General features: G+C 35.8%; 27 protein-coding genes and 1 pseudogene. 18 read left to right on the top strand and 10 right to left on the bottom strand.

Annotated features, from left to right (window positions below; all coding sequences use genetic code 11):
• Positions 1-233: 233 nt before the first annotated feature.
• The gene (locus tag BAQ49_RS26220) at positions 234-1,436 is read right to left on the bottom strand and encodes an alanyl-tRNA editing protein (protein WP_165616082.1); all 1,203 of its coding nucleotides are present in this window, start codon (positions 1,434-1,436) and stop codon (positions 234-236) included.
• A 134-nt stretch (positions 1,437-1,570) separates the two neighbouring features.
• Between BAQ49_RS26220 and BAQ49_RS26215 the strand changes: the two genes are divergently transcribed.
• Together BAQ49_RS26215 and BAQ49_RS26210 are read left to right on the top strand one after the other, a co-directional pair.
• Positions 1,571-1,978, top strand: a complete 408-nt coding sequence (locus BAQ49_RS26215; protein WP_071747677.1) for a hypothetical protein — start codon at positions 1,571-1,573, stop codon at positions 1,976-1,978.
• Positions 1,979-2,045: 67 nt separating this feature from the next.
• The gene (locus BAQ49_RS26210) at positions 2,046-3,284 is read left to right on the top strand and encodes an MDR family MFS transporter (RefSeq protein ID WP_071747676.1); all 1,239 of its coding nucleotides are present in this window, start codon (positions 2,046-2,048) and stop codon (positions 3,282-3,284) included.
• Between the two features lie 50 nt (positions 3,285-3,334).
• On the opposite strand, the gene BAQ49_RS26205 is transcribed toward BAQ49_RS26210, so the two are convergent.
• Entirely contained in the window at positions 3,335-3,715 is a 381-nt protein-coding gene (locus tag BAQ49_RS26205) for an Hsp20/alpha crystallin family protein (protein WP_071747675.1), read from the bottom strand.
• Positions 3,716-3,839: 124 nt separating this feature from the next.
• A complete protein-coding gene (locus BAQ49_RS26200) occupies positions 3,840-3,962 on the bottom strand; it encodes a small acid-soluble spore protein P (RefSeq protein ID WP_000517651.1) in 123 nt (40 codons plus the stop codon).
• A gap of 121 nt (positions 3,963-4,083) precedes the next feature.
• Between BAQ49_RS26200 and BAQ49_RS26195 the strand changes: the two genes are divergently transcribed.
• Both BAQ49_RS26195 and pdaB read left to right on the top strand, forming a co-directional pair.
• Positions 4,084-4,347: a hypothetical protein gene (locus BAQ49_RS26195; RefSeq protein WP_001146298.1), complete on the top strand. Its 264-nt coding sequence runs from the start codon at positions 4,084-4,086 to the stop codon at positions 4,345-4,347.
• A gap of 46 nt (positions 4,348-4,393) precedes the next feature.
• Positions 4,394-5,119 carry a polysaccharide deacetylase family sporulation protein PdaB gene (pdaB, locus tag BAQ49_RS26190; RefSeq protein WP_116733504.1) on the top strand — a complete coding sequence of 242 codons (726 nt, stop codon included), beginning with the start codon at positions 4,394-4,396 and terminating at the stop codon, positions 5,117-5,119.
• Positions 5,120-5,158: 39 nt separating this feature from the next.
• Here pdaB and sspO read toward each other — a convergent pair whose 3' ends face one another.
• The gene (sspO, locus tag BAQ49_RS26185; RefSeq protein ID WP_071747673.1) at positions 5,159-5,308 is read right to left on the bottom strand and encodes a small acid-soluble spore protein SspO; all 150 of its coding nucleotides are present in this window, start codon (positions 5,306-5,308) and stop codon (positions 5,159-5,161) included.
• A 290-nt stretch (positions 5,309-5,598) separates the two neighbouring features.
• Between sspO and acnA the strand changes: the two genes are divergently transcribed.
• Both acnA and BAQ49_RS26175 read left to right on the top strand, forming a co-directional pair.
• The gene (acnA, locus tag BAQ49_RS26180; RefSeq protein ID WP_071747672.1) at positions 5,599-8,322 is read left to right on the top strand and encodes an aconitate hydratase AcnA; all 2,724 of its coding nucleotides are present in this window, start codon (positions 5,599-5,601) and stop codon (positions 8,320-8,322) included.
• Positions 8,323-8,373: 51 nt separating this feature from the next.
• Positions 8,374-10,097, top strand: a pseudogene (locus tag BAQ49_RS26175) (ABC transporter ATP-binding protein).
• Positions 10,098-10,119: 22 nt separating this feature from the next.
• Here BAQ49_RS26175 and BAQ49_RS26170 read toward each other — a convergent pair.
• Entirely contained in the window at positions 10,120-10,452 is a 333-nt protein-coding gene (locus BAQ49_RS26170) for a YmzC family protein (protein ID WP_084667566.1), read from the bottom strand.
• Between the two features lie 11 nt (positions 10,453-10,463).
• Positions 10,464-10,679: a hypothetical protein gene (locus BAQ49_RS26165; protein ID WP_002121369.1), complete on the bottom strand. Its 216-nt coding sequence runs from the start codon at positions 10,677-10,679 to the stop codon at positions 10,464-10,466.
• A 480-nt stretch (positions 10,680-11,159) separates the two neighbouring features.
• Between BAQ49_RS26165 and BAQ49_RS26155 the strand changes: the two genes are divergently transcribed.
• Entirely contained in the window at positions 11,160-11,735 is a 576-nt protein-coding gene (locus tag BAQ49_RS26155; protein WP_071747669.1) for a TlpA family protein disulfide reductase, read from the top strand.
• Positions 11,736-11,850: 115 nt separating this feature from the next.
• Entirely contained in the window at positions 11,851-12,798 is a 948-nt protein-coding gene (locus BAQ49_RS26150; RefSeq protein ID WP_071747668.1) for a 3'-5' exonuclease, read from the top strand.
• Between the two features lie 251 nt (positions 12,799-13,049).
• Here the strand turns inward: BAQ49_RS26150 and BAQ49_RS26145 are convergent, their stop codons facing one another.
• Positions 13,050-13,547 carry a DAPG hydrolase family protein gene (locus tag BAQ49_RS26145; protein WP_071747667.1) on the bottom strand — a complete coding sequence of 166 codons (498 nt, stop codon included), beginning with the start codon at positions 13,545-13,547 and terminating at the stop codon, positions 13,050-13,052.
• 615 nt (positions 13,548-14,162) lie between these two features.
• Between BAQ49_RS26145 and BAQ49_RS26140 the strand changes: the two genes are divergently transcribed.
• From BAQ49_RS26140 to tlp, 3 genes are all read left to right on the top strand, one after another.
• The gene (locus BAQ49_RS26140) at positions 14,163-14,306 is read left to right on the top strand and encodes an FbpB family small basic protein (protein WP_001254699.1); all 144 of its coding nucleotides are present in this window, start codon (positions 14,163-14,165) and stop codon (positions 14,304-14,306) included.
• Between the two features lie 43 nt (positions 14,307-14,349).
• Positions 14,350-14,484, top strand: coding sequence for an acid-soluble spore protein SspN (gene sspN, locus BAQ49_RS26135; protein ID WP_000527988.1), 135 nt, complete (start codon positions 14,350-14,352; stop codon positions 14,482-14,484).
• Positions 14,485-14,580: 96 nt separating this feature from the next.
• A complete protein-coding gene (gene tlp / locus BAQ49_RS26130) occupies positions 14,581-14,778 on the top strand; it encodes a small acid-soluble spore protein Tlp (protein WP_001133508.1) in 198 nt (65 codons plus the stop codon).
• Positions 14,779-14,806: 28 nt separating this feature from the next.
• Here tlp and BAQ49_RS26125 read toward each other — a convergent pair whose 3' ends face one another.
• On the bottom strand, positions 14,807-16,099 hold the full coding sequence (locus BAQ49_RS26125; protein ID WP_071747666.1) for a glycoside hydrolase family 18 protein: 1,293 nt from the start codon (positions 16,097-16,099) through the stop codon (positions 14,807-14,809).
• 109 nt (positions 16,100-16,208) lie between these two features.
• Between BAQ49_RS26125 and BAQ49_RS26120 the strand changes: the two genes are divergently transcribed.
• Positions 16,209-16,628 carry an acyl-CoA thioesterase gene (locus BAQ49_RS26120; protein WP_071747665.1) on the top strand — a complete coding sequence of 140 codons (420 nt, stop codon included), beginning with the start codon at positions 16,209-16,211 and terminating at the stop codon, positions 16,626-16,628.
• A gap of 29 nt (positions 16,629-16,657) precedes the next feature.
• Here BAQ49_RS26120 and BAQ49_RS26115 read toward each other — a convergent pair whose 3' ends face one another.
• Positions 16,658-16,948 (bottom strand): HesB/YadR/YfhF family protein, encoded by a 291-nt coding sequence (locus tag BAQ49_RS26115; RefSeq protein WP_001054451.1) that lies wholly within the window; start codon positions 16,946-16,948, stop codon positions 16,658-16,660.
• 108 nt (positions 16,949-17,056) lie between these two features.
• Complete coding sequence (gene plsY / locus BAQ49_RS26110) at positions 17,057-17,653, bottom strand: glycerol-3-phosphate 1-O-acyltransferase PlsY (RefSeq protein WP_000258967.1); 597 nt, start codon at positions 17,651-17,653, stop codon at positions 17,057-17,059.
• A 224-nt stretch (positions 17,654-17,877) separates the two neighbouring features.
• Between plsY and BAQ49_RS26105 the strand changes: the two genes are divergently transcribed.
• The 6 genes from BAQ49_RS26105 to parE all read left to right on the top strand — a co-directional run bounded on the left by BAQ49_RS26105 (position 17,878) and on the right by parE (position 25,189).
• Positions 17,878-19,734 carry an anaerobic ribonucleoside triphosphate reductase gene (locus tag BAQ49_RS26105; RefSeq protein WP_071747664.1) on the top strand — a complete coding sequence of 619 codons (1,857 nt, stop codon included), beginning with the start codon at positions 17,878-17,880 and terminating at the stop codon, positions 19,732-19,734.
• Positions 19,731-20,183: an anaerobic ribonucleoside-triphosphate reductase activating protein gene (gene nrdG / locus BAQ49_RS26100; RefSeq protein WP_071747663.1), complete on the top strand. Its 453-nt coding sequence runs from the start codon at positions 19,731-19,733 to the stop codon at positions 20,181-20,183. Before BAQ49_RS26105 ends, nrdG begins: the two co-directional genes overlap by 4 nt.
• Before the next feature lie 18 nt (positions 20,184-20,201).
• Positions 20,202-20,879, top strand: coding sequence for a response regulator transcription factor (locus tag BAQ49_RS26095; protein ID WP_071747662.1), 678 nt, complete (start codon positions 20,202-20,204; stop codon positions 20,877-20,879).
• A 205-nt stretch (positions 20,880-21,084) separates the two neighbouring features.
• Complete coding sequence (locus tag BAQ49_RS26090; RefSeq protein ID WP_071747661.1) at positions 21,085-22,326, top strand: S1C family serine protease; 1,242 nt, start codon at positions 21,085-21,087, stop codon at positions 22,324-22,326.
• 113 nt (positions 22,327-22,439) lie between these two features.
• Entirely contained in the window at positions 22,440-22,853 is a 414-nt protein-coding gene (locus BAQ49_RS26085; protein WP_071747660.1) for a CoA-binding protein, read from the top strand.
• 371 nt (positions 22,854-23,224) lie between these two features.
• Positions 23,225-25,189: a DNA topoisomerase IV subunit B gene (gene parE / locus BAQ49_RS26080; RefSeq protein ID WP_001062211.1), complete on the top strand. Its 1,965-nt coding sequence runs from the start codon at positions 23,225-23,227 to the stop codon at positions 25,187-25,189.
• Position 25,190 lies beyond the last annotated feature (1 nt).

Below are 25,190 nucleotides of genomic sequence, written 5' to 3'. Positions count from 1 at the left end.
CATAAAAGGAGGCTGTTATTTTGGAGCAGCCTCCTCTTACTCTATAAGTTGTGTTTATTGTCGTATGTCGTTGGACAATCGATATTTCTTATAGGATCGTTGATATATTTTGATTTATGATAGATATATTTGAAAAATCGTTAATATAATTTCATTTACTGTATTACTATGTACGAAGCAAAGCAGCAAAGAGGATATCATCGAGTTCAATGACATCCCACTCATAAAATGATCTACACTGCTGACTGTAAAGAAGAAACAAGTTGATTTAAAAACTCATCCCCACTCATAATTGCTTTCCCACCACCACGAGCACTCTTTTTATTTCCTCCGCCTTTTCCTTCAATTGTAGGAAGGGCATCTTTTAAAAGAGCATTCATATCGAGTGTCACTGCTTTACCACAAGCAAGAATACATTGTAATTTGTCCTCATTTTCAATAACGAAGTATGTAATTGCATGTTCTTGTTGTTCTGTAATAATAGCAGACAGTTTTGCAATTTCTTGCATAAGGCGGTTTGTAAATACTTTAGAAATAAGTATACCACCGTGTATTTCTAAAGGCTGTTGCAGTAGTTCATTTGCCTCTGCAAATAATAGTTTTTCATTCATTGTTTGTAGTGCTTTTTCGTTTTCTTTTTGGGATGTAAGAAGTTGGGATACTTTTGCTGGAATATCAGCTTCACTACTGTTTAATTGTTTAGAAACATCTTTCATAATTTGTTGTTGTTGACCCATTAATTTTAGTGTGCGCCAGCCAGCGATAAACGTTAAGCGTATACTACCTTTATTGCGCTCCCATCCTAGTACTTGAATAGGACCTACTTCACCAGTGTGTTTCGGATGCGTTCCGCCACAGCCGTTGTAATCATAGTTTTCGATAATAACAACGCGTATATTTTCTGTCATAGTCGGTTCTTTGCGAAGAGGTAATGTTTTCGCTTCTTCTAAGTTCATCCACTCTATACGGATCGGATGGTTTTCAAAAACAATTTTGTTGGCAATTTGCATAGCCTTTTCAACTGTTTCTGCATGCAGATTTTCCGTTTCTAAATCAATTGTTATCGTTTCTTTTCCGAGGTGAAACCCAATTGTTGGTATGTTAAAATGATCCCAAAAAGCAGCAGATAAAATGTGCTGAGCTGTATGTTGCTGCATATGATCAAAACGGCGCTCCCAATCTATTTTACCCTCTACTTCTTCTGTATGTAATTGTTCTACTATGAAATGACGAATTTCTCCATTTACTTCTTCAACGTTACTTACCGGAATACCATTTAAAGTTCCAGTGTCGTGTGGTTGTCCGCCGCCTGTTGGATAAAAGGCTGTTTCATTTAAAACAACATATAAGTTACCTTCTTTATCATAATCTTGCTTTATAATTTTAGTAGTAAAGTCTTTCGTATAAGCGTCGATGTAATATAATTTTTGCTCCAATTTTCTTTCCCCTTTCGTGTTAGCTAGTTTCATTGTAAAGCAATTGAAATTAGTTTCCTAATATTTCAGAAGAAAGAAACTATTTTTAGAATTTTCTTGCTATAATAAGAAGAAAATGCGGGGGTGGAATGAATATGTTATATGAAAACGGTGTAGATAAACTGCTTAGTTTAAGCAGAAATATTTCTGAATTATATCGAGAACTAAATGAAATGACCCGGATTTTAACGGATTGTAACCGAGAAAGTGTGAAATTTGATCGGTTATATGTAAAGGAGTTACTTTGGAAGAAAGAAGATGTACTAGAAAAATATGACCAACTACTTGTACAACTTTGTATTAATGAATGCTTTGATTTAAAAAGTGTCATTACAGGAGAATATAAGTATACATACGAAGAAGTAGAAAGCATAGTTTTACAATTTAATGAAACGTATAATGTCGCGATTTTAATTAAAGATGTTTGTAAGGAATTACAGTTTACATATGGAATTGATATGGACATAACGCGAACAGCTCGGGTACAAACATCTCAAGTATAAAAAAGGAAAAGAAAGCAGATCCTTTGCTTTCTTTTTTTATGTAAGAATAGGGAGAGTAGGTTTGAAGATGAAGGGGAAGTTACAGAATATTCATCCGTTAGGAATGACAATTATAATAGGGACTTTATTTGCGAGGTTCGCCACGTCAATGAGTATTCCATTTTTAGCAATTTATTTAACGACTGTTAAAGGGGTATCAGCTGGAATGACGGGTGCTATTATCGGAACGAGTGCACTTGTTGGAGTTTTTGCTAGCTTTATCGGAGGGAATTTATCGGATCGATTCGGCCGAAAGATGATTATAATATGTTCCATGATCGTTTGGGTGTTTGTATTTATAGGTTTTTCAGTGGCAGATCATGTTTTAAGTTTCTTTTTATTAAATGCTTTGAATGGATTATGTAGGTCCTTTTTTGAACCGACGTCAAGAGCATTGTTATCAGATTTAACGAAACCAGAGTATCGGTTACTCGTCTATAACTTACGATACGGTGCAATAAATGTTGGGGTTGCGATTGGACCAATTGTTGGAATACAGCTCGGAAGTGCAAAATCAACAATTCCTTTTTTAGTAGCCGCTGGAGTTTACATTTTATATACAGCTATATTGGCGTTCCAATTTAAGAAGTATCCACTGGAACGAAAGAAAATAAATAAAGAAAAGTCTGTTACAATGTTAAATGCAATTCGTATTTTGCGAAAGGATGTAGTATTTTTAGTTGCTTTAGTCGGGATTATTTTGAGTAATAGTGGTTTTTCACATTTAACCACGACAGTATCTCAATATTTTGCAAATGCACATATATTTCAGGATGGAGTGAAGTTGTTTTCATATATGCTAGCTTTAAATGCAATTACAGTAGTAGTTATTCAATACCCTGTTATTCAAATGTGTAAAAAGTATACGCCATTAGCGTCTATTATGGTTGGAACGTTATTTGTGAGCGGGGGATTGTTTGGATTTGGACTAGTAGAATCCATGTTAGAGGCAGCTATTTGTACAATTATTTTTACATTTGGAGAAGTTTTAATGTTTTCAATGACAGATGTATTTATTGATGAGATCGCTGATTCCAATCTGAAAGGAACATACTTCGGAGCGATGGGCTTTTCAGGAATTGGAGTAGTAATTGGTCCTTGGTTTGGAGGAGTACTTCTCGATTATTACGGGTACCAAAATGGATTTGTAGTATTTTCAGCGCTAGCTATATTTTCAACTATAGCATTTCCTGTACTTTTAGTTACAAAAGGCTTATTGAAAAAAAGATATGATAGAAATTCTAATATAGAAATGCATGCGAAATAAAATAAGCCCCAGCAAGTTACTGGGGCTTATTTTTGTATTTATGTTAACTCTCAATTTGAAAAAAGAATCTTCTTTTCATGCTTATCGGCAACGTCATTTTTGGAAATATGAATGGCTAAAAATCCATTCTCTAAGCAGGCTAGCATCTTCTTATAAATAATATTAGCGGGTAAAGGAATGGTCCGCTGTAAAGAAGTATTTTTATGAAGTATGCATATGTTTAGGCCTGTCTCCATCTTTTTAATGAGTACATTTTGTTCAGTCACATTTGGTACATCTGTTTCCAAAATGTATTCTTGTTCTGTTTCACAAAGGTCAATATGAATTTGATTTGGAAAACTAAAATTACTACAAGAATCAGAACAAAATTGATCCATCCATTCTTCGAAACCATCAACATGAAAAAGACAATCCTTCTTTTTCTTGCCCATGTAAGACACCCTCCGTAAAATCTCAATTCATACTATGTTATGCATGAATGAACCAGGGGTGAAGAATAAATGGAAAAATATAAACATTGTATGTGGCAAAGGTAGCTAGTGTGAATGTTTTGTTTTACATATCATGATGCGCATGATTTTTTTGGCGTGAATGGTTACGGTTTTTTACTTTATGAGACCCGCTTAATGGTTCAGGTTGTCCTTTTTTTTCTTTCGATTCACGATTGTTTTTTCCCATTGTATGTGACACCTCCTCTTTCTATTTAGAATGAGAGAAGTTTGCGAATTTATACGAGAATGTTTTTAGAAAAAAGGGTAAAGATAAAGGGGACTAACTATTACAGAAAGGGGATCATATAATGCCATATCATAAAGATAAACAACAAGCTTTTCAAGCTGCACAGCAAGGAGTTACACAAGCAGAAAATATATTCAATAACATTGTGAAAAATGATCCAAACTACGGTCATGATTTAAAAGAATTACGCCAAGAGGTCCAGGAAGCGTATGAACAGATTCAAAATGCGCTAGAAGTAGCTTCGGAAACACAACGTCCACAACTTGAGCAATACGAAAATAATCTCCAAAATATTATGCGAAATGTAGATCAATTAGAAAAGTAAATGAGGTTGTTGTGAATTCAACAACCTCAAAACTTTTAGCGCTAATATGCAGAAACAAAAAATTATTCTATTAATTTTTTCTTTAATTTGTGCAGTACATATATTTCAAGTGGATAAAGTGGAAGCTAAAATGTTGTTAAGAAAAGAATTAGAGCCAACAGGCTATGTAACGTGGGAAGTGCCAAATAATGAAAAGGTCATTGCAATCACATTTGATGATGGTCCGGATCCAACATACACGCCGCAAATTCTAGATTTATTACATCAATATAAGGCGGAAGCGACTTTTTTTATGATTGGATTCCGTGTGCAGCGTAATCCATATTTAGTAAAGCAAGTGTTAAAAGAGGGACATGAAATTGGAAATCATACGATGAATCATTTGTATGCGAGTAATTCATCAGATGAAAAATTAGAAAATGATATTTTAGATGGAAAGAAATACTTTAAAAAATGGGTGAAAGAACCTTTGTTGTTCCGTCCTCCAGGCGGATATATTAACGATGCTGTATTTAAAACAGCTAAAGAAGCTGGTTATCAAACTGTTCTATGGTCGTGGCATCAAGACCCTCGTGATTGGGCGAATCCAGGTACTGAGTCCATTGTAAATCATGTTGTGAAACATGCTAAAAGTGGAGATATTGTACTGTTGCACGATGGAGGAAGTGATCGTAGCCAAACAGTGGCGGCGTTATCGAAAATTTTACCTGAGCTTAAAAAGCAAGGATATCGATTTGTAACGGTTTCGGAGTTATTACGTTATAAGCATTAGAAAAAAACCAAAAGGCAGACATACCTTTTGGTTTTTTTGTTACTGATTCTTTTTACGTTTCTTATTATTTTGTCGCTCTGCTGGAGTTAACGCCTCATTTGCAAACTCTTCGTTATAACCAGCACCTTGCCCTTGTGCGGGTGCAGCATTCATTCCTGAAATAATATGATTGGCTTTTCTTTTACCCATTTTTTTCACCTCTATAATGATTTTTTATAGACGAACCATGAGTTGTTCATAGCATATATGAACGTAAAGTAATACGCTGAAAGAGCGCTTTACTTTATGGTAATAGTATTAATAAAGAGCATGGACACTATTCAAATTTAGAAAGATAAAGAAAACTTATGATAATCCATAAGTTTCTTATTATTTACTTATTTAGAAAGTTGTAATAAGATATTATCGTAAGGTATTGAAAAGTTTGTCTACATTTTATATTCAGACAACTTAGTCACGTTTAACAGGGGGGAAACATAATGGTCAAACATAATCCATTTCAATCACGTGCAACTTTCGAAGTAGATGGAAAAACGTATCATTATTATCAATTGAAAGCGCTTGAAAATGCAGGGGTTGGCAACGTATCTCAATTACCATATTCCGTGAAAGTTTTACTTGAATCTGTACTTCGTCAAGTAGACGGACGTGTAATTACAGAAGAGCATGTTACAAATTTAGCGAAATGGGGAACGAAAGATGTTCAAGAGATCGATGTTCCGTTTAAACCATCTCGTGTAATTTTACAAGATTTCACTGGTGTTCCAGCTGTTGTAGATTTGGCTTCGCTTCGTAAAGCAATGGCAGATATGGGCGGGGATCCTGATAAAATTAATCCAGAAATTACTGTAGACCTTGTAATTGATCACTCTGTACAGGTTGATAGAGCGGGTACGGCAGACGCGCTTGCATTCAACATGGACTTAGAGTTTAAACGTAATGAAGAACGTTATAAATTTTTAAGCTGGGCACAAAAATCATTTGATAACTATCGTGCAGTTCCACCAGCAACAGGTATCGTACACCAAGTAAACCTTGAATATTTAGCACCAGTTGTTCACGCGGTGAAAAATGCTGAGGGCGACTTAGTTGCATACCCAGATTCATTAGTTGGAACAGACTCACATACAACGATGATTAACGGTATCGGTGTTCTTGGATGGGGCGTTGGTGGTATTGAAGCAGAAGCGGGAATGCTTGGACAGCCTTCATACTTCCCAGTACCTGAAGTAATCGGTGTGAAATTAACTGGCACACTTCCAAGTGGTACTACAGCAACTGATGTTGCATTAAAAGTAACACAAGTATTACGTCAAAAAGGTGTAGTTGGTAAATTCGTTGAGTTCTTCGGTAATGGACTAAAGAGCATGCCTCTAGCTGACCGTGCAACAATTTCAAATATGGCACCAGAATACGGCGCAACTTGTGGATTCTTCCCAATCGATGATATTTCATTAGAATACTTACGTTTAACAGGTAGAGATGAAGAGCAAATTCGCGTTGTTGAAGAATACTGTAAAGCAAACGGTTTATTCTATACAGCAGACAGTAAAGATCCAATTTACACTGATCTTGTTGAAATTGATTTAAATACAATCGAATCTAACCTTTCTGGACCGAAACGCCCACAAGATTTAATTCCACTTTCAGATATGAAAGATGCGTTCCACAAAGCTGTTGTAGCACCAGTTGGAACACAAGGACTTGGATTTAATGAGCAAGAATTCGATAAAGAAGTGAAGGTTACATTAGAAGATAAAGAAGTAACGATGAAAACAGGTGCAATTGCAATCGCTGCAATTACAAGCTGTACAAATACATCAAACCCATACGTATTAATTGGGGCAGGTCTAGTTGCGAAAAAAGCAATTGAAAAAGGACTTGTAGTACCTGAATACGTAAAAACATCATTAGCACCAGGATCTAAAGTTGTTACTGAATACTTAGACAAATCAGGTTTAACAACATATTTAGATCAATTAGGTTTCCAAACAGTTGGTTACGGCTGTACGACTTGTATCGGTAACTCTGGTCCATTAGCAGAGGAGCTAGAAGAAGCAATCGCAGCAAACGATTTATTAGTAACATCTGTTTTATCTGGTAACCGTAACTTCGAAGGTCGTATTCATCCGCTTGTAAAAGCGAACTACTTAGCATCACCACCACTTGTTGTGGCATATGCACTTGCAGGTACTGTTGATATTGACCTGAAAAATGATGAAATCGGTAAAGATGCAAATGGCAATGCTGTTTACTTCAACGATATTTGGCCATCAGCTAAAGAAATTGAAGATGTAGTTCAAAGCGTTGTTACATCTGAACTGTTCAAGAAAGAATATGCACAAGTATTTAACAGCAATGAGCGTTGGAATGAAATCCAAACTTCAAATGAAGCTTTATATACTTGGGATAATGACTCAACTTATATTCAAAACCCACCATTCTTTGAAGGTTTATCTAAAGAGCCAGGTGAAGTTGAAACATTATCAGGTTTACGCATAGTTGGTAAATTTGGTGACTCTGTAACGACAGACCACATTTCACCAGCAGGTTCAATTGGTAAGCATACACCAGCGGGACGTTACTTATTAGAAAACGGCGTACAACCAGTTGACTTTAACTCTTACGGTTCTCGTCGTGGTAACCATGAAGTTATGATGCGTGGTACATTTGCAAACATCCGTATTAAAAACCAAATCGCACCAGGAACAGAAGGCGGATATACAACATATTGGCCAACTGGTGAAGTAACATCTATCTATGATGCTGCCATGAAATATAAAGAAGATGGAACAGGTCTTCTAGTTGTTGCTGGTAAAGATTACGGTATGGGAAGTTCTCGTGACTGGGCTGCGAAAGGTACAAACTTATTAGGTATTAAAGCAGTAATCGCAGAAAGCTTCGAGCGTATTCACCGTAGTAACTTAGTATTAATGGGCGTATTACCACTTCAATTTAAAGATGGCGACAGCGCTGAAACGTTAGGTCTTGTTGGTAATGAGTCATTTGAAATTCAAATCGACAAAACAGTTAGACCACGCGATCTTGTAAAAGTAGTTGCAACCGATGCAGATGGCAATGAAAAACAATTTGAAGTAGTAGCTCGTTTCGATAGTGAAGTTGAAATTGATTACTACCGTCACGGTGGTATCCTGCAAATGGTTCTTCGTGAGAAAATTGAAGAGTCTAAAGTATCGAACTAAATAATTGAAATGAACGATAAGGAAGCTAACGTATGTTAGCTTCCTTATTTTATGGAAAGGGATGAAACCATTTGGTTTCATCCCTTTCTTTTTACTATAAAAAATGGAGGGAACATCATGAAAGAATATAAAAGAATATTGTTACCGTTACAGAAAGAAAAATTATTAGTAATAGCAGCTGTATGCAGTGGACTTTTTGCAGCTATTTTAAATTTATCTCGGCCACTATTTATGGGGCTAATTGTAGATAATCTTATTCAACGAGAGCTGAAGGGAGCATATCTTTACATTACTTTGTTTACAGTTAGCCGCTTGTTAATGTGGGTGAACAATCTTTCATTTGATTATGTAAGCTCAAAAGCGAGTCAGCGAATATTAAGAGAGAAGCGTATAGATGTATTGCGTCATTTTTTCCTATTACCGTTTGAAGAGAGTGAGAAAGTCAAACAAGGAGAGTTAGAAACGTTAGTCGTGTCTGATATTCCAAACTGGGTCAGATTATATGGCTCTATATTAATAGAATATATACACGCTATTGCGCAATTTATAGGTGCGTTCATAGCACTACAACATATAGATACAAAGTTCATATTGTGGGTAACTCCATTTTTATTTTTAAGTGCAACGGTTCCGATGTTGATGGGGAAAAAGGTAAGAAATATTGCAAGCATTGCTCAAAAAAATCAATCAAGTGTTGTAGAGATGGTGTCACAGTTTGTAAAAGGTATACAAGATTTACGGAGTTTACTAAAAGAAAAATGGGCAATTCACTTATTTAAAGGAGTAACAGCACAATCTTATAAAACGGAAGTAAAGAAGATGATGATGCAACATTGCATTGGAATAGTTGGAACGGTGATTGAAACGGTCACGTATATAGTTGTTCTTATTATAGGAGCACAAAAAATAATAAAAGGGGATATGGAAGTTGGATCGCTCGTTGCAGTATTAGCTACAATTGAGATGCTTTTTTCCCTGTTCGTTATGCGAGTGATTTATTGATGATGACGCAAGTCGCAATCGCTTCGGCAAATCGAGTTTTTTGTTTTTTAGATATACAGGCTGAATACAGAAATGTAGAAAGAGCGATGGGAATCAGATTAACAAATGTTTCATTTCAAGAGAACGGTGAAGAGAGATGTAGAATTAAAAATATTCATTTGCAAATTAATCCTGGCGAACTCGTTATCATTGTGGGGGAAAGTGGTGCAGGTAAAACGACGCTTTTAAAATTAATCGCGTGCTTATATAAACCATCTAATGGTAGTATTGCTTATTATGGTAATAAAGCTTGTATGACTACTATATGGCAGGAACCTCGTTTTTTTCGAACGACAGTAAAAGAGAATATGTATTTCGGAGAAGAGTGCCTAGAAAAACAATTAGAAAAAAATATTGAACTTGTAAATGCGAAGCCGATTATTTGGAGGTTATCTGAAGGTATTCAGACTGTACTACATAAAAGCGGAGAAGAGTTTTCGGGAGGAGAGAGAAAGCGTCTGGCGTTATTGCGAGCGATTGTATCAAATCCGAATCTCATTATTTTAGATGAACCAACTGCGGGATTAGATCCGAACAATCAAGAAGTGGTTTGGAATATACTGAAAGGGCTAGGAGGGAATGTAACGAGAATTGTGACGACACATGATGTTGAGAGGGCGATGATAGCGGATCGAGTTGTCGTCATGAATAATGGGAGTATTGTGGAATGTGGGGATCCTAGAGAATTATTAACTTGTAAGTCATTGTTTAAAGAGATGCTAATAAAAAGATAAGAGCTATATAGCGCTCTTATCTTTATTCACTCTTATTAAGTTGATACGTATAAGATTCAGGATCGTTAGTGCTAAACTCTTTGACTAGAGTAAGTTGATTTGTATCCGGATTATATTTGAAAATTTTGACCGTATGTTCGCTACTTAGTGATGGATTATATTCTTGAATAGCAAATGTATTTTCAGCAATCTGTGTCATATTACTGGTTGAAACGTTTTCTGCGGCATCATGATTTGTAGAAATTTCAACGACTCTTTCACCGTTGAAAAATAAAAGAACGATTAATAAAACAACTAAACATATTCGTATATAGCGAAGTTCTTTACTAATAGGATGTTCTCCCAAAACAATCATCCTTTCTATAACTATTGTATAGTAGTGGTGGTAGTCATCGTGAAGAAACTAAGAATACCGAGACCGGCTAAAAGGATAAATGAGATTAAAGCGATATAGAGACAAATACGTCCAACTTGCTTTTTTTCAGGATCTTTACTGAAGAGCGAGATGATCCAAGTGATAATCCCGATTGGGGAAAATATAAAACTAAGAATATATAATAGTATTTTTTCAAATAGATTCATAAAAATCCCCCTTTTTGAAAGTTCTACATGTGCAGTTTTCTTCGTATTAGTGCTGCTGTTATGTAGGAAAGTACAGAATAAACAGCACTATAACTAATCCAAACGTCTAAGTTTTGTAAAGTTAGGTGTATATCAAATCCCGAGACGATAATGAAAAAAATAAGTGGAACAGTAAAAGAAATAATAATAGCAGCCCATTTGAATTTGTATAGCAAGCCGCTAAAACAAATACATAGTAATGGTAAAGTGAAGAAAGCAAAAGTAAAAGGGTTGATAAGTAATTGTAAAATACATATCACCTCGCAGGTTTTGTATTTATTTCTAATTATATGATAAAAAGGTAAATATTTCATCTAGACTATAAATATTCTAACTATTTTGAATGTGAATATTTCCAAGCTTGTCCGTATAAGCTAAAATAAGGTATATAGTATTTTGTGATTATGTTATAAGAAGATAAACACGTTAGGGTGATATAAGATGTGGCGGAAGCTTACGATTATTGTAGTGTTACTTTGTTTAGCGGGATATGCAGCTTATGATCAGTTTGGTAAAAAGGATCAAGTAGTACAAGAAAAGCCAGCAAAAAGTGAAGCTGCTATGAAAGAGATGATCGCAAGGAACGGTATTGAAATAGGAAAGAGTGCACCAGACTTTGAATTGACAAAATTAGATGGAACGAAGGTAAAGTTATCGGATTTAAAAGGGAAGAAAGTTATTTTAAACTTTTGGGCAACGTGGTGTGGACCTTGTCAGCAAGAAATGCCTGATATGGAGGCTTTCTATAAAGAACATAAAGAAAATGTAGAAATTTTAGCAATAAATTATACGCCTTCAGAAAAAGGAGGGGGAGAAGAAAAAGTAAGAAATTTCGCTAAAGAAAAAGGGATTACTTTTCCTATTTTAATGGACAAGAACATTGATGTGACAACAGCGTATAAAGTAATTACGATCCCAACTTCGTATTTTATAGATACAAAAGGTGTTATTCAGGATAAGTTTATTGGACCGATGACGCAAAAAGAGATGGAAAAACGGATTGCTAAATTAAAATAACGGCGAAAAGGTAGAGATGGAATATAATCGTTTCTGCCTTTTCTTTTTCAAGTAGTGAAAGCTTCGTGATATGATAAAAGAAATATAAATGTTTAGAGATAAAGGAGTGTCTGGAGTGGGGAATGTATCCTTACCGTTAGATTATGTTGTAATTGATTTTGAAACAACAGGATTTAACCCTTATAATGATAAAATTATTCAAGTTGCAGCAGTGAAATATCGTAATCATGAACTAGTAGATCAGTTTGTTTCCTATGTGAATCCGGAGCGTCCAATTCCGGAACGAATAACGAGTTTAACAGGTATTACAAATTATCGCGTTTCGGATGCACCGACGATTGAAGAAGTGTTACCTTTATTTTTAGCATTTTTACATACAAATGTTATTGTGGCACATAATGCCTCTTTTGACATGCGTTTTTTAAAGAGTAATGTAAATATGCTTGGGCTACCTGAGCCGAAAAATAAAGTTATCGATACTGTATTTTTGGCGAAAAAATATATGAAACACGCGCCTAACCATAAACTTGAAACGTTAAAACGAATGCTTGGAATTCGCTTAAGTTCTCATAATGCATTTGACGATTGTATTACGTGTGCGGCAGTTTATCAAAGGTGTGCATCAGTTGAAGAAGAAGGAAAAAGAAAAGCGAAGAAAGAAGTGCTTGATGAAACAATAGTATTTGAAGCGGTAAAAGAAATGCTTGTACGAAATAACCGTGATATTGAATGGATTCGTTGTATGAGTGTAGGAAGCTATTTAGATATAAAAGCTTTTTATCCGGTTATGAGAGTAAAAGTAAAAGGGCGAAAGAAATACATATTAACAGAAATATTAGAAGATGATGTGAAAGAAATATGTACGAGTTTAAAATGTGAACCTGCGTTAAAAAGTGAAGTTGGTAATACGAGAATTATGCTTAATAACTTAGAGGATGTCTTGAAATTAGAAAGTTATATTTTAGAACAGTATGATTTCGTATTACGAGCGCTGCGTGATTATAAAGAAAGTGAAGTGAATGCAGAAGAAAAATTAAAAGAGTATTTAAAAGTTTTGGTATAAAAAACTCCGTGTGCTATTTTGAAGTGAACCCGAATCGTGGTATAGGAAAAAACACCTCCTGAATTCGCATACAAAGTATGTAAATGTAACGGAGTTGTTTTTCATTTGAAGAGCAGAGTACATTACTGAGAAGAAGTAATGTGATTGATTTGATATTGAAAGGCCCCCACCATTTTAGTCCTATCTAAAATGGTGGGGGCCAATTTGGTTTCTAGTTAGTCGCTTATTAAATGTAAAGCTGTTTAGTTATCTTACAAATTTTCTTTGAAAAGTTCTGGTAAAAAATTACTGAATTCACTCATTTCTTCTACATTGTGTTTATATAAACCACTTAGATTAATAAATGGTGGTAATCCTTTCGGAAAAATGAATGTAGAAGTCATTACTGTACCGTTCTCGGATTTTTCGTATTGATGTATTACTTGTGAAATTACATCGTCATTATCATCTAAACATGAACCCATTAAAACATGGCTGTAATGGGTATTTATAGGACAATCTTTAGGGTCTTCCCATCTGATTCTTAGCGGGAATTCTAGTCCATCCCCAGCAGATTCGATTGAAGCTGATATGGCTCCTACATGCCCATGCACTTTAGGATCAACTAGCCACTTAAAATCAACATGTTCTTCTGGGTGCCATAGTTTATATCGTTCAGAGTTATCGATATTATCCCACCACCAGTCAATCATTTCTGGTGTTACGTCATTCAATTCATGTTCAACTACTATTGATACTTGGTTTTTCATTTTTGTACCTCCTATTTTTTAACCAACATAGTGTCGGTTATTTATATTTATTATTATAGTTTGTGTATTTCATACGTTCAATAAACAGAAATAGCCGATCTGTTGTATTCTGAACACTTTATAAAAATATGTCTAAAAAAATTTAGGAAGGGAAAAATTGGCAAAAGCATACACTGATTTACGTATAGCTCGTACTAAAGAAGCAATACATTATACAGGAACTAAATTAATACATGAAAAAGGGGTAGATTCGATTATATACGTTTAAGGATATTACAACTAAAGCCAATATTAATCGAGGGACATTTGCTTGGAATTCAAAATATTTTCCGAATTAAGATATGAATGAAATGGTAACGTATCGATCCAATTTATCGATTTAACAACCTGTAGGAAATAATATCCTTTTGGAAATATACCAAAAGTACTAAGGGAATTGGGGCAGATGGTTTAGGTGTTTTGATCTGTGTCCCGATTTCGGGGGCATTTTAATTTATTATACACGGAGTTTTTTTAGGAGTACTAAAACATAAAATTTTCTTACAAATCTGATTAAAGAGTTTTTCATTTGCTCATACTATGTAGTAAGAAAGCGAAGGAGAAAGGGTGAGCAGCATGAGAAGAAGTCGCCGTAAATCGTTTGAAGAACTTGTAAATGAAAATAAACAACAATTATTAAGCGATCGCGATGCAATCGATCGAATTGAAGAACGTATTGAAAAACGTTATGAAATGAAACTTTTTAAGCAAGCTGAATAATTCTTAACGCTAGTACGATACTAGTGTTAAGGAGGCGATAGTAATGGGTAATCCGAAAAAGAATTCAAAAGACTTTGCACCAAATCAAATTGGAACACAATCGAAAAAAGCTGGTGGCAATAAAGGGAAGCAAATGCAAGACCAAACTGGTAAACAACCGATTGTTGATAACGGTTAAAGTAAAGGAGAATATTGCATTCTCCTTTTTTTGTATAAATTTGAAGGAACATAGGTAATTTAAGATGGTATGTAAAAAGAATTAGGAGGGAAGTACATGCCGAATCCAGATAATCGAAATGACAACGCTGAAAAATTACAAGAAATGGTACAAAATACGATTGATAATTTTAATGAAGCAAAAGAAACAGCGGAACTTTCTAATGAAAAAGATCGTGCTGCCATTGAAGCGAAAAATCAAAGACGTTTAGAAAGTATTGATTCATTAAAAAGTGAAATAAAAGATGAATCTTAACAGAATGTACAAAAAAGGCTGACGGAAGTCAGCCCTTTTTTGTAATCGTAAAGTTTTCGACGAGTAAACGCCAATTTTGTGGGAATGGTAAACCAATCTTCCAGTAACTAATACCGCCAATACCTTGTTCTTTCATTAAATTGAATTTACTTTGAACAGATCGTGAATCTTCAAACCAAACTTCATGTTGTACACCGTTTTCGTCAAAGTAATTAAAATGGGGAGCTTGAGCTGTGAAATCATAACGGATAGGAACATTGTACTTACGTGCTAATGCGACGGCTGCGACAGAACTAACAGCTTTTGCGGGCGGATTACCTTGTTTAAATGGAAGTTTCCAATCGAACCCGTATAAATTTTGCCCCATCATAATTTTTTGTGGAGGCATTTGAGATTTTGCATATTGAAGTACTTCTTTTACAGGACCGATAGGAGAAATAGCCATCGGTGGCCCGCCTTGCCAACCCCAGTCGTATGTCATAATGACGACGAAATCAACAATTTGCCCTTGTGCTTTATAATCATGAGCTTCAAAGAATTTTCCTTTTTGAGTGGAGCTTGTTTTCGGTACGAGAGTTGTACTCAATGTGAACCCGCTAGGTAAGCGTGTTTTCACATTTCGTAAAAAACGATTATATGCTTCGCGATCTTCGGGCGCCACATTCTCGAAATCGAAGTGAATATCTCGCATACCGTATTTTTCAGCTGTTTGCAAAATGTTCGTAATAAATTTATTTTGAATGGTTGGGTCACGCAACAAAACAGATGTTAGTTCAGGACTAAAGTTCCCGTTTTCGATATTTGTAATAACGAGCATAGGGATGGTTTTGCCTTGAGTTGCAATATTAGCGATTTTAGCTGTTTCCGTTGGTTCTTTTAAAGTGCCGTCTCTTTTTGCTTCAAAGCTGAAGTAGGCTAAATATGTTAAAAATGGATTAATAGCACGTGTAGCATTTACTAAACTTTCTTTTATCGGTATTGTTGAAGGTTGTAAATAAGCGATGGATTCTACTGCTCGTTTTGTCCCTTTCGGTATATATAATTGCTGTCCGACATGGAGTATAGATTTTAACGATAGATTATTAACTTTAGCCAAACTAGCAAGAGGAACGTTATACGTTTGAGAAATTCGATATAGGCTGTCACCAGGCTGCACATAATAATTATTTCCTTTCGTATTAACGATAAGTGCCTGACCAACAACGAGCGTTTCAGCTGGATTTAATCCGTTGTCTTTTACTATTTCGTCAGGTGTTGATCCATATTTTGATGCCAAGCTATATACGCTATCACCGCTACGAACAGTTACAATTTGAATCATATGCTTGCTCCTTTCAGGAAAAGATTCACTGTTTTTATTTTATTTTTGATTCCGGTGTATTATGATTAAATGTATGCAAGGCAGCAGAAGTGAAAGAAGGCGAATACATATGTTTGTAGCAGAACATGAAGTTGAAATCCGTTATGCGGAAACAGATCAAATGGGTGTTGTTTACCATTCAAATTATTTGGTGTGGCTCGAACTAGGTCGCACGAAACTTATACAAGATTTAGGATTTTCATATGTTGAAATGGAGAAAGAAGGAATTATTTCTCCTGTGTTAGATTTGCAAATTTCATATCGCAAAGCGATGCGTTACGGAGAAAAAGCAATTGTGAAAACGTGGATTGATACTGTGAGCCCGCTTCGTGTTGTATATGGTTATGAAATATATAACGGTGATGATGAGCTTTGCATTACTGCAAGTACAACGAATATTTGTGCAAAAAAAGAAGGGTTCCGCCCTGTATCATTTAAAAAATTATATCCTGAGTGGTATGCGAAATATGAGGAAATTAAAAAGAAATAAAAAAAGCGTGGCAGAAGCCACGCTTTTTTTTATTTTTCATAATTAAATTGAGGGAAATCATCACCGTCGTTAAGTGTAACAGATAAATTATGTCCATCGAAGAACCACTCATCATCGCCTTCAATAAAGAAGTTAATACCTTCTTCTTGAGTTTGAACAGCAGGATGTGCAGGGTCATCTTTACGAATACCTAAAGAAAGTCCTTTTTGCACAGTACTGCAACCGCCGTATTGTACGAAAAGGCGTAGTGTTTCACCCGATTGTAAGTTTAATTCGTTTTTATACCATTGTGCTGCTTCTTTTGTTACGGAAAGATTCATGTATAGTTCCTCCAGATTATGTTGCTTTTTCTTTAGTATAAAAAATAACGCAAAAAGACGCTATTAATATGCTTCACGTTTTCTTTTTGCGTTATGTGGGTTACGATCTTATTTTTGCTTTTTTGAAAAGTTTGCTTTCGGTTCAGTTTTATTTATAATTCGTCCGATATTTGCACGGTGTTTATAAATAACCATACCTGCTAATAAACACATCGCAATAATGAAGATTTTATCCCCGCTAACAATGGATGCAATAACAGCAACGACAGCTGTTACCATAGAAGAAAGTGATACGTATCTTGTTGTAAATAAAAGGCTGAAAAAGACAACAGCTAATATTGCAAAAACAACTGGTGAGTAGCATAATAGCACGCCAGCAGAAGTTGCAACTGCTTTACCACCGCGGAATTTCGCGAAAATTGGATATACATGTCCAAGAACAGCAGCTAAGCCGAACCATAGTGGGTGAACATCTAATCCGAAAATAATCGGTAGACTTGTTGCTAATGTACCTTTTAAAATATCAGCAATTGTAACGATGAAACCTGCTTTTTTCCCTAATGTGCGGAATGTATTTGTTCCGCCTAAATTACCGCTTCCGTGCTCACGAATGTCGATTCCATAGCCAATTTTTCCAACGACTAATGCAAATGGAATCGAGCCAAGTAAGTAGGCAACGATAAATAAAAGATATGTAGTAACCATAAGTTCAGTCTCCTTTATTCAAATGTGTTGATAAAGGGTAAAAAGAGTTTTTCCCGTTTATTGTACCATACATTTGTAAAGAGCACATTTCTTTTTTGTAAATGAAAAATTCATTATTTCGTGAAAAAAATTCACAGGAATGTTACATTTCTTACAGAAACAATAAGACTATATGTTGTAACATTTTAATCAAGAGACACCAACATATTGATGGAGGGTTATGAATGTTACAACAAAATACACGTGGAGAAGAATTAATGAAAGTGTTTGGGACAATTGTCCACGGTAATGAACAAGATTTAATGCAGGAAAATGCAAATGTAGATGGCCGATCTCCAATGGGAGTGATGGGAACGTTCGCATCTGAGAGTGCAAAGTACTATGCTGTAGCAAATTTACTATCAGATCAAGTGAAAAAAGCGATAAATCAAAATATATTATATCCACATGATTTGGATTTTTATGCAACAGGAACGACGACTTGTTCGCAAATTCCTTTAGCACAAATGCTTGCTACCGGTTTTCATACTGGACATGGACATATGAGACAACCGCAAGACATTAAAAGTGCGTTGGCGCTTTCTTCAATTATTTTTCAAGCGAATCAAAACATGCAGCATGGTGGTCAATCGTTTGCACTCTTTGATATTGATTTAGCTCCATATGTGAGAAAAACCGTACTGAGACATAAAAAACGACTACAGTCATATCCGCTTACGAAAGAACAAATAGAAGAATTTGCATGGAAAGAAACAGAAAATGATACGTATCAGGCATGTGAAGCGTTCATTCATAATTCAAATAGTATGCATAGTAGGGGCGGTGGACAAGTACCGTTTATTTCTATTAATTATGGAACAGACACATCAAAAGAGGGACGGTTATTAGTTAGACAGCTTTTAAAAGCGACACAAGCTGGTCTTGGTAAAGGGGAAACACCAATTTTTCCTATTCAAATTTTTAAAATGAAAAAAGGTGTGAACTTTGAAGAATCTGATCCGAACTATGATTTATTTGAATTAGCGTTAGAGACAACGGCTGAACGATTATTCCCTAACTTTTCATTTTTAGATGCTCCGTTTAATGCAGTGCATTATGATGGGCGACCTGAAAGTGAAGTATGTTACATGGGATGTCGCACTCGTGTTATGTCTAATATACATGGAGAAGAAACAGCAATAGGAAGAGGGAATCTGTCGTTTACTTCTATTAATTTAGTGAAATTAGGGCTAATTAGTGGATCGAAAGAAGCGTTTTTTGAAGCGCTAAATTATTACTTGGATTTAGGAATTAAGCAATTATTAGAGAGATTCGCGTATCAATGTACGAAGCGAGCGAGAGATTTTCGATTTTTATATTCACAAGGTGTATGGCGTGGTGGAGAAACATTACAGCCTGAAGATTCTGTAGCACCTATTTTAAAGCAAGGGACGTTAAGTATTGGTTTTATCGGTCTTGCGGAATGTTTAGTAGCTTTAACAGGAAAGCATCATGGAGAAGATGAAGAGTCATGGAAACTTGGATATGAAATTATTTCCTTTATGAGGGAGAGAATGGATAAGGCGACAGAAGAACATCAACTGAATTTCTCAATCATTGCAACTCCTGCAGAAGGTTTATCAGGGAAGTTTGTGAAAAAAGACAGAGAAGAATTTGGTGAGATTAGCGGTATAACGAACCATAATTACTATACGAATTCATTCCATATTCCAGTTTATTATAACATTCAAGCGATAAATAAAATTCGTTTAGAAGGACCTTTTCATGCTCTATGTAATGGAGGGCACATTACGTATATTGAACTAGACGGAGCAGCGATGCATAATCAAAAGGCGTTAAAACAAATTGTACAAGCAATGGCAGAGCATGGCGTTGGATACGGTTCAATTAATCATCCTGTTGATCGTTGTAAATGTTGCAGCTATCACGGAGTTATTGGAAATGAATGTCCAAGCTGCGGAAATGAAGACGAGACTAATATAGAAAGAATTCGCCGTATAACTGGCTATCTTGTGGGAGATATGTCGAAGTGGAATAGTGCGAAACGTAGCGAAGAGATGGATCGGGTGAAGCATAAATGAAAGTGATGAATATCATTCATGATAGTGTAGTAGATGGGGAAGGGTTGCGGACAGTCGTGTTTTTTGCGGGCTGTCCGCATCGTTGTATTGGTTGTCATAATCCGAAATCGTGGAATGTTTGCAACGGAACTGAAATGACAGTAGAGGAAATTGTGAAAGAGATTGAAAGTAATCCATTAACTGATGTAACATTTTCAGGTGGAGATCCATTCTTTCAAGCTGCTGAAGTGAAAAAAGTAGCGAAAGCTGTGAAGGATTTGAAAAAAAATCTATGGATTTATACAGGTTATACGTTAGAAGAGATACAGAGTGACCAAAATAATGATATGATAGAATTGTTACATTATGGGGATGTTTTGGTCGATGGAAGATTTGAACTTGATAAAAAAGATTTAACACTTCCATTTCGCGGAAGCTCCAATCAACGTATTATTCGATTGAAAGAGTAAAAAGGCGGGATAGGTTATATGAATAAAACAGTATTGCTTGTTGAAGACGAAAGAAGATTACGTGAAATTGTTAGTGATTATTTTCGTAATGAAGGCTTTGAAGTAATCGAAGCGGAAGACGGAAAAAAAGCGCTAGAATTATTTGCTGAACATACAATTGATTTAATTATGTTAGATATTATGTTACCAGAAATAGATGGTTGGTCTGTTTGTAGACGAATTAGAAAAGAGTCAGCAGTACCAATTATTATGCTGACAGCACGTTCTGATGAGGATGATACATTACTAGGATTTGAACTAGGTGCAGATGAGTATGTAACAAAACCTTTTAGTCCAAAAGTGTTAGTAGCTCGAGCAAAGACATTATTGAAACGTGCGGATGGTGCGATAGGCGTAACTGAAGAAAATGCTATGTCTTTAGCTGGAATAGAAGTGAATCGACTATCTAGAACAGTTTTAGTAGATGGAGAAGAAATTATATTGACACATAAGGAGTTTGAGCTTCTTGTTTATTTAATGGAGAACAAAGGAATTGTGTTGTCGCGTCAACATTTATTAGATCAGTTATGGGGATATGATTACTACGGTGATGACCGAACGGTTGATACACATATTAAAAAACTGCGAAATAAGCTAGGAGATAGAGCGAAGCATATCGGTACTGTCATTCGAGTGGGTTATAAATTTGAAGAATAACCTTTAAGTTACTCTATGCACTTTAGCTTCGGGATATAGCAAATTTATACTCTCCTTTGTAGGTGGAATGTACAAAAAATACTTTTCTTGTCTACAATGATAGATAGGAGTATTTTTTTAATTGGATTTCACGATGAGTTCACAAGAAGGACACAAAAAGTGACTATACTGAAAGTACGAGTTCACCAGAGAGGGGAAATAAAACATGGGATATTACGACGGACCGAATTTAAATGAAGAGCATAGTGAAACGAGAGAAATGAAAAAATCAGGTAGTAAAAAAGGATACTTTTTTACAGGTTTAGTTGGAGCTGTAGTCGGGGCTGTTACAATTAGTTTTGCAGCACCTTACATGCCATGGATGCAAAATAATGGCGCGGCAGTTTCATCATTCAATTCTAATCAACAAGTGGAAGGTACGCTAGCCCCTGTTGTTAATAAAGCGAAGGGCGAAACTGATTTGCCAGGTATGGTTGAAGGGGCAAAGGATGTTGTAGTTGGTGTAATTAATATGCAGAAGACTATTGATCCGTTTGCGATGCAACCGGCAGAACAAGAGCAAACAGCTGGTACAGGATCAGGTGTTATTTATAAAAAATCAGGAAATAAAGCATATATTGTAACAAATAACCACGTTGTAGATGGTGCAAATAAACTTGCTGTTAAATTGAGCGACGGAAAGCAAGTTGATGCAAAATTAGTTGGTAAGGACCCTTGGTTAGACTTAGCAGTTGTAGAGATTGATGGATCTGCTGTTAATAAAGTTGCAACTTTAGGTGACTCTAGTAAACTTCGTGCTGGAGAAAAAGCAATTGCAATCGGTAACCCACTTGGATTTGACGGTAGTGTAACGGAAGGCATTATCAGTAGTAAAGAACGTGAAATCCCAGTAGATATTGATGGGGACAAACGTCCAGACTGGCAAGCACAAGTTATTCAAACAGATGCAGCGATTAACCCTGGTAATAGTGGCGGTGCATTATTTAACCAAAACGGTGAATTAATTGGAATTAACTCAAGTAAAATTGCGCAGCAAGAAGTTGAGGGGATTGGTTTTGCAATTCCAATTAATGTCGCAAAACCAGTTATTGAATCGCTTGAAAAAGACGGAGTGGTGAAACGACCAGCTCTTGGTGTAGGTGTAGTTTCATTAGAAGATGTGCAAGCTTATGCATTAAACCAATTAAAAGTACCAAAAGAAGTAACAAATGGCGTTGTATTAGGTAAAATTTATCCAGTATCACCAGCAGAAAAAGCTGGTTTAGAGCAATATGATATTGTAGTAGCATTAGATGATCAAAAAGTAGAAAATTCACTTCAATTCCGTAAGTATTTATATGAAAAGAAAAAAGTAGGCGAAAAAGTAGAAGTTACATTCTATCGCAACGGTCAAAAAATGACGAAATCAGCTACGTTAGCAGATAATTCAGCTACTAAGAATCAGTAAGGTGAAACATTAATTAGTAAGGTTATCCGCAAATAATGGATAAAAGAAAGTCTCTTTCATGTTGAAAGAGACTTTCTTTATCGGATATACTAAGGGAATAGGAGGGATTAATTATGATAATTGAAAACCCAACCCGTACGGAAATTGGTGAAGTATTGAAGAAAAGCAAAACGATTGCAGTTGTTGGATTATCAGATAAGCCAGAACGTACATCGTATATGGTTTCAAAAACAATGCAAGATGCGGGGTACCGCATTATACCGGTAAATCCAACAGTTGATGAAGTACTTGGAGAAAAGGCAGTTCCTTCACTAAAGGATATTAAAGAACATGTGGATATCGTAAACGTATTCCGCCGTTCAGAATTTTTAATGGATGTTGCGAAAGAGTTTGTAGAGATTGATGCAGATGTTTTTTGGGCACAATTAGGAGTACAAGATGAAGGTACATATAAACTTTTACAAGAAAAAGGCTATACTGTAATAATGGATCGTTGTATTAAAGTAGAGCATGCGATGACAAAGTAGTTTATGTTTTGTTAACGGAAATGTTAATTTCGCCCCTTATATATGATGGGGTAGATGAACGAGGTGTTCATCATGAGATTTTTTAAAGGCTGTTTTTGGGGATTGTTACTTGTTATCCCGTTTTGGATATTGATCATTTGGATCATGATAAAGGTTTGGAATGTATAATCTTGGAATACATATCCATTTCTCGTTGACAAACGATTATTTTTCTGAAATAGTAGCCTAGAGGAATCCTTGTGAAAAAACAAGGATTTTTCTATTGAAAATGGTATATAAAAGAGATAAGATAACTTGCCAAAACTATAGTCGAGGCGTTATTCTATAATAGAAACATATGTTCTGATTTGATTAGGAAAGGGGCAAGGAGTTTGGCGAAGCATCAGTTCCAATACAATGAAGATGCAATTCAAGTGTTAGAAGGACTTGAAGCCGTTCGAAAACGCCCGGGTATGTATATCGGGAGTACGGATAGCCGTGGATTGCATCATTTAGTATATGAAATAGTAGATAACTCCGTTGACGAAGCGTTAGCGGGATTTGGCGACGAAATTTCTGTCGTAATACATAAAGATAATAGTATTAGTGTTATTGATAAAGGGCGAGGAATGCCTACGGGAATGCATAAACTTGGGAAACCAACACCTGAAGTTATTTTAACTGTACTTCATGCTGGTGGTAAGTTTGGTCAAGGTGGCTATAAAACAAGTGGTGGTTTACACGGTGTTGGGGCATCAGTTGTAAATGCCTTGTCAGAATGGTTAGTAGTAACGATTAAACGTGACGGAAGCATTTATGAACAACGCTTTGAAAATGGTGGTATTCCTGCAACGACGTTAGAGAAAATTGGGAAAACGAAAGAGTCTGGTACGACAATGCACTTCAAACCAGATACAACGATTTTCAGTACAACAAATTACAATTATGAAACGTTATGTGAGAGATTACGTGAATCTGCATTCTTATTAAAAGGAATGAAAATCTCGATAAAAGATGAACGTAATGATTTAGAAGATGTATTTCATTATGAAACAGGAATTGAAGCTTTCGTTTCATACTTAAACGAAGAGAAAGATTCGATTCATCCAGTTGTATACTTCACTGGTGAACAAAACGGAATTGAAGCAGAGTTAGCATTCCAGTTTAATGATGGCTATTCAGAAAACATTCTTTCGTTTGTAAATAACGTACGTACAAAAGACGGGGGAACACACGAAGCTGGATTTAAAACAGCAATGACACGTGTGTTCAATGAGTATGCTCGTAAAGTTTCACTATTAAAAGAAAAAGACAAAAATTTAGAGGGTACAGATATTCGTGAAGGTGTAGCGGCTATCGTTTCTGTACGTGTGCCAGAAGAAGTACTTCAGTTTGAAGGGCAAACGAAAGGGAAACTAGGTACAAGTGAAGCTCGTTCTTCAATTGATGCAATTGTATCTGAGCATTTAGCTTACTTTTTAGAAGAAAACCCGGATGTTGCTACACTTCTTGTGAGAAAGGCAGTTAAAGCAGCGCAGGCACGTGAGGCTGCTCGTAAAGCGAGAGAAGAAGCGCGTACTGGTAAGAAGAAGAAAAAATCAGAAGGTACTTTAAGCGGAAAGTTAACCCCTGCGCAATCGCGTAATCCGCAGAAAAATGAATTATATTTAGTAGAGGGTGACTCTGCCGGTGGTTCTGCGAAACAAGGGCGAGATCGCCGTTTTCAAGCTGTATTGCCATTACGTGGTAAAGTAATTAACACGGAAAAAGCAAAGCTTGCTGATATTTTTAAGAATGAAGAGATTAATACGATTATATACGCAATTGGCGGTGGCGTAGGGAATGAGTTCGCTGTTGAAGATATTAACTACGATAAAGTTGTTATTATGACCGATGCGGATACGGATGGAGCACATATTCAAGTGTTACTACTGACGTTCTTCTACCGCTATATGAAACCACTTATTGAAGCTGGTAAAGTATTTATCGCACTTCCACCTTTATATAAAGTAAGTAAGGGAAAAGGGAAAAGTGAAGTAATCGAATATGCATGGTCTGATGAAGAATTAGATGGTGTAACAAAAAAGGTCGGTAAAGGCTATATGTTACAGCGCTATAAAGGACTTGGTGAAATGAATGCCGACCAATTATGGGAGACAACGATGAATCCTGAAACACGTACGTTAATTCGTGTGAAAATTGACGATGCATCAAGAGCTGAGCGTCGAGTTACGACATTGATGGGTGATAAAGTAGAACCTCGCCGTAAATGGATCGAACGAAATGTACAATTTGGTATGCAAGAAGAGGGAAATATTTTAGAAAATGAAATGATTATGGAGACGGAGGTGGAATAAC

The organism is Bacillus proteolyticus, from assembly GCF_001884065.1.
GTDB lineage: Bacteria > Bacillota > Bacilli > Bacillales > Bacillaceae_G > Bacillus_A > Bacillus_A proteolyticus.
The sequence above is the reverse complement of the archived record's forward strand: the minus strand, read 5'-3'. Positions and strand labels throughout refer to the sequence as shown.

What these genes read in the sequence shown, in the direction of transcription:
- BAQ49_RS26155 (WP_071747669.1), top strand. Translation starts at nt 11,160, where the DNA reads ATGTGGCGGAAGCTTACGATTATTGTAGTGTTACTTTGTTTAGCGGGA.
- BAQ49_RS26165 (WP_002121369.1), bottom strand. Translation starts at nt 10,679, where the DNA reads ATGAATCTATTTGAAAAAATACTATTATATATTCTTAGTTTTATATTT.
- sspN (WP_000527988.1), top strand. Translation starts at nt 14,350, where the DNA reads ATGGGTAATCCGAAAAAGAATTCAAAAGACTTTGCACCAAATCAAATT.
- plsY (WP_000258967.1), bottom strand. Translation starts at nt 17,653, where the DNA reads ATGGTTACTACATATCTTTTATTTATCGTTGCCTACTTACTTGGCTCG.
- nrdG (WP_071747663.1), top strand. Translation starts at nt 19,731, where the DNA reads ATGAAAGTGATGAATATCATTCATGATAGTGTAGTAGATGGGGAAGGG.
- BAQ49_RS26200 (WP_000517651.1), bottom strand. Translation starts at nt 3,962, where the DNA reads ATGGGAAAAAACAATCGTGAATCGAAAGAAAAAAAAGGACAACCTGAA.
- BAQ49_RS26125 (WP_071747666.1), bottom strand. Translation starts at nt 16,099, where the DNA reads ATGATTCAAATTGTAACTGTTCGTAGCGGTGATAGCGTATATAGCTTG.
- BAQ49_RS26195 (WP_001146298.1), top strand. Translation starts at nt 4,084, where the DNA reads ATGCCATATCATAAAGATAAACAACAAGCTTTTCAAGCTGCACAGCAA.
- BAQ49_RS26210 (WP_071747676.1), top strand. Translation starts at nt 2,046, where the DNA reads ATGAAGGGGAAGTTACAGAATATTCATCCGTTAGGAATGACAATTATA.
- acnA (WP_071747672.1), top strand. Translation starts at nt 5,599, where the DNA reads ATGGTCAAACATAATCCATTTCAATCACGTGCAACTTTCGAAGTAGAT.
- BAQ49_RS26105 (WP_071747664.1), top strand. Translation starts at nt 17,878, where the DNA reads ATGTTACAACAAAATACACGTGGAGAAGAATTAATGAAAGTGTTTGGG.
- BAQ49_RS26085 (WP_071747660.1), top strand. Translation starts at nt 22,440, where the DNA reads ATGATAATTGAAAACCCAACCCGTACGGAAATTGGTGAAGTATTGAAG.
- BAQ49_RS26205 (WP_071747675.1), bottom strand. Translation starts at nt 3,715, where the DNA reads ATGGGCAAGAAAAAGAAGGATTGTCTTTTTCATGTTGATGGTTTCGAA.
- BAQ49_RS26140 (WP_001254699.1), top strand. Translation starts at nt 14,163, where the DNA reads ATGAGAAGAAGTCGCCGTAAATCGTTTGAAGAACTTGTAAATGAAAAT.
- BAQ49_RS26145 (WP_071747667.1), bottom strand. Translation starts at nt 13,547, where the DNA reads ATGAAAAACCAAGTATCAATAGTAGTTGAACATGAATTGAATGACGTA.
- BAQ49_RS26170 (WP_084667566.1), bottom strand. Translation starts at nt 10,452, where the DNA reads ATGATTGTTTTGGGAGAACATCCTATTAGTAAAGAACTTCGCTATATA.
- BAQ49_RS26095 (WP_071747662.1), top strand. Translation starts at nt 20,202, where the DNA reads ATGAATAAAACAGTATTGCTTGTTGAAGACGAAAGAAGATTACGTGAA.
- BAQ49_RS26215 (WP_071747677.1), top strand. Translation starts at nt 1,571, where the DNA reads ATGTTATATGAAAACGGTGTAGATAAACTGCTTAGTTTAAGCAGAAAT.
- pdaB (WP_116733504.1), top strand. Translation starts at nt 4,394, where the DNA reads ATGCAGAAACAAAAAATTATTCTATTAATTTTTTCTTTAATTTGTGCA.
- tlp (WP_001133508.1), top strand. Translation starts at nt 14,581, where the DNA reads ATGCCGAATCCAGATAATCGAAATGACAACGCTGAAAAATTACAAGAA.
- BAQ49_RS26115 (WP_001054451.1), bottom strand. Translation starts at nt 16,948, where the DNA reads ATGAATCTTTCCGTAACAAAAGAAGCAGCACAATGGTATAAAAACGAA.
- BAQ49_RS26120 (WP_071747665.1), top strand. Translation starts at nt 16,209, where the DNA reads ATGTTTGTAGCAGAACATGAAGTTGAAATCCGTTATGCGGAAACAGAT.
- sspO (WP_071747673.1), bottom strand. Translation starts at nt 5,308, where the DNA reads ATGGGTAAAAGAAAAGCCAATCATATTATTTCAGGAATGAATGCTGCA.
- BAQ49_RS26090 (WP_071747661.1), top strand. Translation starts at nt 21,085, where the DNA reads ATGGGATATTACGACGGACCGAATTTAAATGAAGAGCATAGTGAAACG.